Origin of the sequence: Brevibacterium sp. NPDC056726 (assembly GCF_042790515.1) — a bacterium.
GTDB classification, from domain to species: domain Bacteria; phylum Actinomycetota; class Actinomycetes; order Actinomycetales; family Brevibacteriaceae; genus Brevibacterium; species Brevibacterium sanguinis.
Map to the genome: position 1 here is coordinate 401,594 of NZ_JBHTYZ010000004.1, position 8,135 is coordinate 409,728.

The 8,135-nt window shown below is 69.2% G+C and carries 10 protein-coding genes; 4 read left to right on the top strand and 6 right to left on the bottom strand.

Annotated elements, in window-relative coordinates:
* Window positions 1–2: 2 nt before the first annotated feature.
* Window positions 3–1,367, bottom strand: a complete 1,365-nt coding sequence (locus ACFQ91_RS10755; RefSeq protein WP_198498974.1) for a class I SAM-dependent RNA methyltransferase — start codon at window positions 1,365–1,367, stop codon at window positions 3–5.
* A complete protein-coding gene (locus ACFQ91_RS10760) occupies window positions 1,364–3,283 on the bottom strand; it encodes an APC family permease (protein ID WP_376872711.1) in 1,920 nt (639 codons plus the stop codon). The genes ACFQ91_RS10755 and ACFQ91_RS10760 overlap by 4 nt, the downstream gene beginning before the upstream one ends.
* 137 nt (window positions 3,284–3,420) lie before the next feature.
* On the opposite strand from ACFQ91_RS10760, the gene ACFQ91_RS10765 reads away from it, so the two are divergent.
* Window positions 3,421–4,095, top strand: a complete 675-nt coding sequence (locus tag ACFQ91_RS10765; protein WP_137825789.1) for a TrkA family potassium uptake protein — start codon at window positions 3,421–3,423, stop codon at window positions 4,093–4,095.
* On the top strand, window positions 4,092–4,772 hold the full coding sequence (locus ACFQ91_RS10770; RefSeq protein WP_198498976.1) for a TrkA family potassium uptake protein: 681 nt from the start codon (window positions 4,092–4,094) through the stop codon (window positions 4,770–4,772). The genes ACFQ91_RS10765 and ACFQ91_RS10770 overlap by 4 nt, the downstream gene beginning before the upstream one ends.
* Window positions 4,773–4,840: 68 nt before the next feature.
* Here the strand turns inward: ACFQ91_RS10770 and ACFQ91_RS10775 are convergent, their stop codons facing one another.
* The 3 genes from ACFQ91_RS10775 to dut are packed head-to-tail and all read right to left on the bottom strand — an operon-like array spanning window position 4,841 to window position 6,534.
* On the bottom strand, window positions 4,841–5,215 hold the full coding sequence (locus ACFQ91_RS10775; RefSeq protein ID WP_198498977.1) for an OB-fold nucleic acid binding domain-containing protein: 375 nt from the start codon (window positions 5,213–5,215) through the stop codon (window positions 4,841–4,843).
* A gap of 5 nt (window positions 5,216–5,220) precedes the next feature.
* Window positions 5,221–6,054 carry a DUF3710 domain-containing protein gene (locus tag ACFQ91_RS10780; protein WP_198498978.1) on the bottom strand — a complete coding sequence of 278 codons (834 nt, stop codon included), beginning with the start codon at window positions 6,052–6,054 and terminating at the stop codon, window positions 5,221–5,223.
* A gap of 6 nt (window positions 6,055–6,060) precedes the next feature.
* Window positions 6,061–6,534 (bottom strand): dUTP diphosphatase, encoded by a 474-nt coding sequence (dut, locus tag ACFQ91_RS10785; RefSeq protein WP_137825761.1) that lies wholly within the window; start codon window positions 6,532–6,534, stop codon window positions 6,061–6,063.
* 65 nt (window positions 6,535–6,599) lie between these two features.
* Here dut and ACFQ91_RS10790 point away from each other — a divergent pair, with 65 nt between their 5' ends.
* Window positions 6,600–7,055 (top strand): DUF3093 domain-containing protein, encoded by a 456-nt coding sequence (locus ACFQ91_RS10790; RefSeq protein WP_198498979.1) that lies wholly within the window; start codon window positions 6,600–6,602, stop codon window positions 7,053–7,055.
* A 118-nt stretch (window positions 7,056–7,173) separates the two neighbouring features.
* Here the strand turns inward: ACFQ91_RS10790 and ACFQ91_RS10795 are convergent, their stop codons facing one another.
* Entirely contained in the window at window positions 7,174–7,473 is a 300-nt protein-coding gene (locus ACFQ91_RS10795) for a DUF4193 domain-containing protein (protein WP_009376994.1), read from the bottom strand.
* A 291-nt stretch (window positions 7,474–7,764) separates the two neighbouring features.
* Between ACFQ91_RS10795 and ACFQ91_RS10800 the strand changes: the two genes are divergently transcribed.
* Window positions 7,765–7,992 carry a hypothetical protein gene (locus ACFQ91_RS10800; RefSeq protein WP_137825759.1) on the top strand — a complete coding sequence of 76 codons (228 nt, stop codon included), beginning with the start codon at window positions 7,765–7,767 and terminating at the stop codon, window positions 7,990–7,992.
* Window positions 7,993–8,135: the final 143 nt, after the last annotated feature.

Here is an 8,135-nt window from a genome sequence, read left to right on the forward strand (position 1 = left end):
GCTCAGCGCCGGAGCACCGTGACGGTCTCGACGTGCGCGGTGAGCGGGAAGAGGTCGTGACCGACGAGGCTCTCGATCGCGTAGCCGCCGGCGCTCAGCTGCCCGAGATCGCGGGCGAGCGTCCCGGCATCGCACGAGACGTAGACGATCGTCTCGGGACCGTCGGCGATGAGCCGGTCGGTCACCGCCTTCCCGGCGCCGGCGCGCGGCGGGTCGAGGAGGAGGACATCGGAGCTCGGGAAGTCGGCCGTATCGACGCGACCGGCGACGAACTGCGCGTCGATGCCGGCGGCGTTGATCCGGGCGTTCTCGATAGCCGGACCGACTCCTTCGACGCCGAAGAGCCTCGCCCCGGTCGCCTCGGCGGCCGTGATGCCGAGCAGCCCGACCCCGCAGTAGAGGTCGGTGAGCGTGCGCGCATCGGCCGGCACGGCCGCCCGCACCGCCTCGGTGAGGACGTCCGGCGCGTGAGCGTGCACCTGCCAGAAGCCGTCGGCGGCGACGCGGAAGTCCCGTCCCGCCGCGGTCTGGAGAAGATGGTCGGTCCCCCGGATGACCTCGAGCACCGGCGCCGAGGCGGTCGACCGTCCCGCACCCCGGTGACGGCGGCCTCCCCTCCCCTGGCCCCGGCCGTTTCCACCGCGACCGGCACCGGACCGACCCGTGGGGCGGGCAGGTGCAGCGGGGCCGGCGAGGATCGACCACTGCTCGGGCAGGGACTCGGCGAGTGCGTCGAGTCCGGCTCGGTCGGTCTCCCCGCGGACGATGACCGCGCCGGTGCTGCCCGCCCACGCGAACTCCACCCGTTCGGCACCGGGCAGGCGCAGGGACCTCAGGTCCGCCTCGGCGATCGCGGGCACGGCGAGCGGGGCACGGGTGACGGGGATGACGTCGTGGCTGCGGGAGCGCAGCATCCCGAGCTCGCCGGTGCCGCTCACCGCGAGCTGGATGCGGGTGCGCCACTCGAGCCCGGTCTCCTCCCCCGGTGCGGCGGTGACGGCGACGTCCCGGTCGATGCGGCCGATGCGGGAGAGCTGATCGGCGATGACCTCGGCCTTGAGTTCGCGGCAGTGGGCGAGGTCGACGTGGGCGTACTCCATGCCGCCGAAGAGCCCGTCGTCCGTTTCGGCGAGGAAGCCGGTGCGCCGGTCGGGCACGCGGTGCACCGACGGCTCGAGCACCTCGGTGACTTCGGCGCGCAGGACCTTCCCGGTCTCGGTGAGCCGGGCGCGGACCAGCTCACCGGGCAGGGCGCCGGCGACGAAGACGACGCGACCGTCGAGGCGGGCCACGAAGGTCCCACCCGCGGCCGGTCCGGCGATGCGCAGCTCGACCGAGTCACCGGGGGCGAGCGAACCGGACGTCATGGCTTCGGCACCTGACCGTAGAGCGGGGCCTCCGAGTCCGGGCCGTCACCGCTGTGGGCGCGCGAGTACGAGCGCAGCCGCCACGGGACGGAGACGACGACGACGTTGGGAACGAGGAGCAGGCGGGTGCGCAGCTTGATCGCGATCTGATTGTGGAGAAGGTGCTCCCACCAGCGTCCGACGATGTACTGCGGGATGTAGACGATGACGAGGTCGCGCGGTGAGCGCCGCCGGATCGCGAGGACGTGGGCGATGAGCGGGCGGACGAGTTCGCGGTAGGGCGAGGCGAGGACCGTGAGCGGGACGGGCAGCTCCATCTCGTTCCACCGCTTCTGCAGCTTCTCCGCCGCCTCCTCGTCGACGGCGACGGTGACGGCTTCGAGCTGGGTCGACCGGGCCACCCGCGCATACGACAGCGCCCGCAGGGTCGGCTTGTTGATCTCGTTGACGACGACGATCGCGTGCGTGTTCGACGGGATCGTCCGCGAGTCGACGTTGGCCTCGGGGGCGAGTTCGCTCGCGACCCGCGAATAGTGGCGGTGGATGGCACCCATGACGAGGAAGAGCCCGGCCATCGCCGTCACCGCGATCCACGCCCCGGCGAGGAACTTCGAGACGATGACGACGATGAGGACACCGGCGGCGATGACGCAGCCGACGGTGTTGACCGCCCGGTTGAAGCGCATCCGCATCCGCGCCTTGGGGTCGATGACGAGCCGCAGGCGCTTGTTCCAGTGGAGCACCATGCCGAGCTGGCCGACGACGAAGCTCGCGAAGACGCCGACGAGGTAGAGCTGGATGAGGGTCGTCGCCGAGGCGTTCGTCGCGACGACGAGGACGATCGCGGCGACGGCGAGGAGGAGGATGCCGTTGGAGAACGTCAGCCTGTCGCCCTTCGTCGCGAGCTGCCGGGGCAGGAAGCCGTCGCGGGCGAGCCGGGAGGCGAGTCCCGGGAAGCCCTCGACCGCGGTGTTCGCGGCGACGATGAGGACGAGGGCGGCGACGAGGACGACGAGGAAGAACATCAGGGGCGTGTCGGCGAAGATCGTGTGGGCGAGCTGCCCGAGGACCGGCTCCTGCTCGTATTCGGCCGAGACGGGACTGCCGTCGGGGCGGACGAGGTAGAGGTGCGGGTCGTCGACGTACTTCACTCCGGTCACCGAGGCGAGATACGTCAGTCCGGTGAGCATGACGGCGGCGAGCAGTCCGGAGAGGACGAGCGTGTTGCCGGCGTTCTTCCCGCGCGGCTTCTTGAAGGCCGGCACCGCGGTGGCCACGGTCTGGACGCCGGCGAGGGCAACCGACCCGGAGGAGAACGCGCGGAGGACGATGAGCACGGTCGCGAGCCCGAGCGTCGCCTGATCCGTCACCGCATCGTGGACGATCGTGTAGTTCGCGGTCTCCGCCTGCGGGATGTCCCCGAGTCCGACCTGGACGAGGCCGACGATCATCGTGAGGAACACCGCGCCGAGGAAGAGGTACGTCGGGATCGCCAGGAGCACCGGGGTGGCCCGGGACCCGCGCAGACCCGCGAGGCAGATGACGAGGATGCCGACGATCGCAACAGGCACCCGGTAGGGCGCGAGCAGGGGGAACGCCGTCGTGATGTAGGCGGCGAAGACCGTCATCGACACGGCCAGAGTCAGGACGTAGTCGACGAGGAGGGCGGCGGCGACGATGAGGCCGGCACGAGGGCCGAGGTTCTTCGACGCGACCTCGTAGTCGCCGCCTCCGGATGGGTAGGCGCGCACGTTGAGGCGGTAGCACGCGACGATGACGAGGATGACCGCGCCGACGGCCGCGCCGATCCACGGGGCGGCGGTGATCGAGACGAGAGTCGTCAGGGACAGGGCCAGGAGGATCTCGTCCGGGGCGTACGCCACGGAGGAGAGCATGTCCGAGGCGAACACGGGCATCGCGATGCGCTTCTTCAGCGCAGGGGCACGCCTGTCCTCACTGCGGAACGGCCGTCCAACGAGTAGTCTTTTGACGGCATCAGAAAAACTGCTGGCCACGAGCACCAATGGTAGAGCAAATGTCGGAAGGGATGACCATGCACTTCGTCATCATGGGCTGCGGCCGAGTCGGAGCGACCCTGGCCAGGGCACTTGATGCCAACGGCCATTCCGTCGCCGTCGTCGACCGGGACCCCGATGCCTTCCTCAAGCTCGGGCCGGACTTCACCGGATCGACGATCACCGGCCTCGGATTCGACCGGGAGACCCTCACGCAGGCCCGCACCGCCGACGCGTTCGCGTTCGCCGCGGTCTCGAGCGGAGACAATTCCAACATCCTCGCCGCGCGTGTCGCCCGGGAGACCTTCGGTGTGCCCAATGTCGCGGCCCGCATCTACGATCCCGATCGGGCGCAGGTCTTCGAGCGCCTCGGCATTCCGACGGTGCCGACCGTGCGGTGGACGGCCGAGCAGGTGATGCGCAAACTCGTCCCGCAGGGGTCGATCACGGAGTACCGGGAGCCCTCGGGCAACCTCGTCCTCGCCGAGGTGCACCTCGATCCCAGCTGGGTGGCCCGTCCGATCGCGGAGATCGAGGAGGCCACGCAGGCCCGCGTCGCGTATGTCACGCGACTCTCGGAGGGCATCGTCGCCACCGACGACCTCCTCCTCCAGGACGGCGACCTCGTCCACCTCATGTGCCCCGTCGACCGCCTCGACGAGATCGCGCGCATCCTCGACAAGCCCGTGACCTCCAGGGAGGAAGAAGAATGAGAGTCGTCATCGCCGGAGCCGGGTCCGTGGGCCGTTCGGTGGCCAGGGAGCTGCTCGACAAGAACCACTCCGTCCTCCTCATCGACCAGAGCAAGGAGGCGCTCGCGCACGAGAAGATCCCCGGCGCCCAGTGGCTGCTCTCCGATGCGTGCGAACTCGCCGGCCTCGGAGAGGCGAAGCTCGAGGAGGCCGACGTCGTCGTCGCCGCCACCGGCGACGACAAGACGAACCTCGTCCTCTCCCTCCTTGCGAAGACGGAGTTCGGGGTGCCCCGCACGGTCTCGCGGGTCAACAATCCGAAGAACGAATGGCTCTTCGACGACAACTGGGGCGTCGACGTCGCGGTGTCGACGCCGCGGCTGATGACCGCGCTCGTCGAGGAGGCCGTCGAGGTCGGCGGTCTCGTCCACCTCATGAGCTTCGAACGCGGTCAGGCCGGGCTCATGGAGTTCACCGTCAACGAGTCCTCGGACCTCGTGGCGTCCCGGATCGGGAACATCGCGTTCCCCGTCGACACCGTGCTCGTCGCGATCATCCGCAACGCCCGCGCCTTCGCGCCGAGCGCCGATGACGTCATCGAGGGCGGGGACGAGCTCTTCTTCCTCTCCTCCCCCGATCAGGAGGGGGCGCTGCTCAGCCTGCTCCAGGCCGCGGCCAAGGCCGACAGCGCGGACTGAGCGCTCTCACGCGGTGGAAACCGAGCGCTTACGACCAGTGCGCGCTCACTCGCGGTGGCGCAGATCGCTCACTCGTGCTCGTCCTTGGGGGCGACGAGTTCGTAGACGGGGTTGTGGGCGGCGAGCACACCGTCGCGGTCGCAGAACCGGCCTTCGAGGACGAGAAGCGCGCCGGGTCTGATGCCGCTGATCTCGCGGCGGCCGAGGAACTGCGCCTCGACGTCGCCGGTGCCGTCGGAGACGGTGATCGTCAGGCGCGGGTTGTCAGCGTTCGTCGACCGCGTCACGGCGCTGACGACCCCGGCGATGCGGACCATCGCCCGCGGGGCGACGTCGCCGATGCTCACGACGCCGGGAATCCGGCTGGCCATCCGCAGGTCCTCGCGGGCGTCGTCGTCGCGGGAGCCGAGGCTCTGCGTGAGCCGGCTGAGAAGATCGAGCATGGCGATCAGCGGACCTCGGTGATCTCGGGTCCGCGGGCGAACGGGTTGATGTCCTCGGTCTCGTCCTCGGGCTCGGGAGCCGCATCGACCTCGGGGGCGGTGAGGGCGATGAGCTCGCGAGGAGCCATCGCCTCGTCGCCGCGGTCGACGACGACACCGCGCACGAGCGCACTGAGCTCTGCGCGCACCTCGGCGTCGGTGACGGCCTTGCCGGAGAACACGGCGCGGACGAACCAGCGCGGACCGTCGACGCCGGCGAACCGCATCGCGCGCTTGCCGGGACGTCCGTCTTCGGTCTTCGCGGGCACCTCGACGGCGAGCTCGCGGCCGAGCCCGGTGTGGAGCTCGGTGCACTCCCCGCCCTGGGATTCGACGGATTCGGTGAGCTGCCGGCGCACCGTGTTCCACAGCCCCTCGGATCGCGGGGTGGCGAACGCCTGGAGCTGGACTCCCCCACCGTCGTGGATGAGGGTCACGGCGAGCACGCGCTGCGAGTCGTCGTCGGTGTCGAGGCGGATCTGCATGCCGTCGACGACGGGCACCTTGAGCGCACCGAGGTCGAGGCGGTTGAGCTCGGGGTAGTCCTCGGCCGCGTCGAAAGGGCCCTTCTCCGCCCGGTCGAGCGGTGCGGACTTCTCCAGGACCGCTTCGTCGTCGAGGTCCTCGGTCTCCGCCTCGGTCTCGGCGACCGCCTCGGCGTCGTCATCGCTGTCATGATCGTCAGCGACGTCCTCGTCAACGAGTTCGTCGTCGACGATCTCCTCGTCGGTGCTGCGGTCGGTCGCGGACTCCTCGTCCGCGGCCGCTGACTTCTTCGAAAAACGTGAGAACAGTCCCATTGTCCTTCACTCCACTTCTGCGTTGAGACCGGAGACGACTCCGCCGGTGGAGCCGAATCCGCCGGTGCCGCGGTCGCTGTCGTCGAGGGTGTCGACGACGGTGAACGCGGCCTGTCGGATCTCCTGAATGATGAGCTGGGCGATCCGGTCACCGCGGGTGATGCGCAGCGGCACGGTCGGGTCGAGGTTGATGAGCGGCACCTTGATCTCGCCGCGGTATCCGGAGTCGATCGTCCCCGGGGCGTTGACGACGGTGACGCCGTGCCTGCTCGAGAGTCCCGAGCGGGGGTGGACGAAACCGGCGTGGCCGGGCGGGAGGGCGATCGCGATCCCGGTGGGCACGGTGCGCCGTTCGAACGGTTCGAGGGTGAAGTCGATCGCCGAGCACAGGTCCGCGCCGGCGTCGGACGCGTGGGCGTAGCTCGGCGGGGCCATTCCGTCGTCGACGAGGGTGATTTCGATGCGCAAGCCTTCTGTCACAAGGTTGCACTCTAGTGCCCAAGCCTGAGCGCTTCAAACATGCGCGCTGTGGGAGAATGGAGGACATGGCTCAGACTCATACCGATTCGCAGGTGACCTACCGGGAGAAGGTCAGCCCCTCGCCCGCCATGTGGGTGCTCATCGCGGTCGCCGCCGTCTCGACGGCGGCCATGGTCCTCCCCGTCTGGACGCTCGGCGCCTTCATCCTGCCCGTCGTCACCTTCGCCCTGCTCGCATGGTGGCTGCGCTCGCTGGGGATCACGATCATCGTCACCGGCCGCCAGCTCTTCGTCGGCGACGCCCACATCGATCGGGCATTCCTCGGCGGCGTCGAGGCCCTCGGCATCGAGGCGGCCCGCGAGGCCCGCGGCACCGGGCTCGACGCCCGCGCCTTCCTCGTGCTCCGCCCCTGGGTGAAGACCGCAGTGCGCATCGACATCGACGATGCCTCCGACCCCACCCCGTACTGGCTCGTCTCGAGCCGGCACCCCGAGGAGCTCGCCGCCGCCCTGCGCGCCTGAGCACGACCCCGCCCGACGCCGGCCGCAGCGCCCGACTCCGGGCCCAGCGCCAGACGCCGAGCAACGAAAAACGCGCCCTCGAAGGGGCGCGTTCGTCTTGGTGGGGATGTCGCGACGCTCAGCCTGCGCAGTCCGTGCAGATGAGGATTCCGCCCTCATCGCTCGCCAGCTGCGAACGGTGACGGACGAGGAAGCACTCCATGCAGGTGAATTCGTCGTTCTGCTTCGGAAGCACGCGCACCGAGAGCTCTTCGTTCGACAGGTCGGCGCCGGGAAGTTCGAACCCTTCGGCCGCTGCCGTCTCGTCCTCGTCGATCTTGCTGGCCTGCGCCTGCGAGCGCTGCGCCTTGAGCTGCTCGATCGAGTCGCTCTTGATTTCGTCGTCGTGCTTGCGAGGTGCGTCGTAGTCGGTTGCCATATGGCCTCATCGCTCTCTGTCGGGTGTGCTGAAAAGGAGTTTCAGCCCCTGTCGCCTATCGTGTCCCCAGCATTGTGCACTGCCCAGTACCCTTTGGCAAGAGCAGATGGTACCCTGTCACGGTGATTCTCGTCACGATGACGAAGGACACACATACGACTCTCGAAAAGCTCTGCGAGAATGCAGGAGACGATGCTGAGCGAGCATGCCGGCCTCGGAGAGAAACGACCACACGTCGGCGATGACTCGACCTCATCCCCGGCGGCCTATTGTCGGAAGGACGGATGCACGATGAGTGAATTCGCAGATCAGCTCGATAACAGAATCGACGATGTCCGTCATCGCTTACACGACGCCAGGGATGCCGGCGACGACTTCCTCGTCGAGAGCCTCATCGACGACCTCGAGAACCTCCTCGAACTCGCCGACCGCAACGACGTCGACACCGGCCCGATCGCCGAGGTCATCAAGGCCGAGACCGGCGCCATCCCGGTCATCCCCGAACCCAGAGAATCCTGACCCGAGCAGCCTCGCCTCAAGCACACAGACCTCAGACACACGGACGCGGGGGCACGCCAATGACTGCGGGGGGGGGCCGGGCGGGGGGTGGGGGGGTGGTGGGCCGCGGGTGCAGCGAGGGGCCAGAGAGGAGGGTGGGGGGC

What these genes read in the sequence shown, in the direction of transcription:
- ACFQ91_RS10780 (WP_198498978.1), bottom strand. Translation starts at nt 6,054, where the DNA reads ATGGGACTGTTCTCACGTTTTTCGAAGAAGTCAGCGGCCGCGGACGAG.
- ACFQ91_RS10795 (WP_009376994.1), bottom strand. Translation starts at nt 7,473, where the DNA reads ATGGCAACCGACTACGACGCACCTCGCAAGCACGACGACGAAATCAAG.
- ACFQ91_RS10770 (WP_198498976.1), top strand. Translation starts at nt 4,092, where the DNA reads ATGAGAGTCGTCATCGCCGGAGCCGGGTCCGTGGGCCGTTCGGTGGCC.
- ACFQ91_RS10790 (WP_198498979.1), top strand. Translation starts at nt 6,600, where the DNA reads ATGGCTCAGACTCATACCGATTCGCAGGTGACCTACCGGGAGAAGGTC.
- ACFQ91_RS10800 (WP_137825759.1), top strand. Translation starts at nt 7,765, where the DNA reads ATGAGTGAATTCGCAGATCAGCTCGATAACAGAATCGACGATGTCCGT.
- ACFQ91_RS10760 (WP_376872711.1), bottom strand. Translation starts at nt 3,283, where the DNA reads ATGCCCGTGTTCGCCTCGGACATGCTCTCCTCCGTGGCGTACGCCCCG.
- ACFQ91_RS10765 (WP_137825789.1), top strand. Translation starts at nt 3,421, where the DNA reads ATGCACTTCGTCATCATGGGCTGCGGCCGAGTCGGAGCGACCCTGGCC.
- ACFQ91_RS10755 (WP_198498974.1), bottom strand. Translation starts at nt 1,367, where the DNA reads ATGACGTCCGGTTCGCTCGCCCCCGGTGACTCGGTCGAGCTGCGCATC.
- ACFQ91_RS10775 (WP_198498977.1), bottom strand. Translation starts at nt 5,215, where the DNA reads ATGCTCGATCTTCTCAGCCGGCTCACGCAGAGCCTCGGCTCCCGCGAC.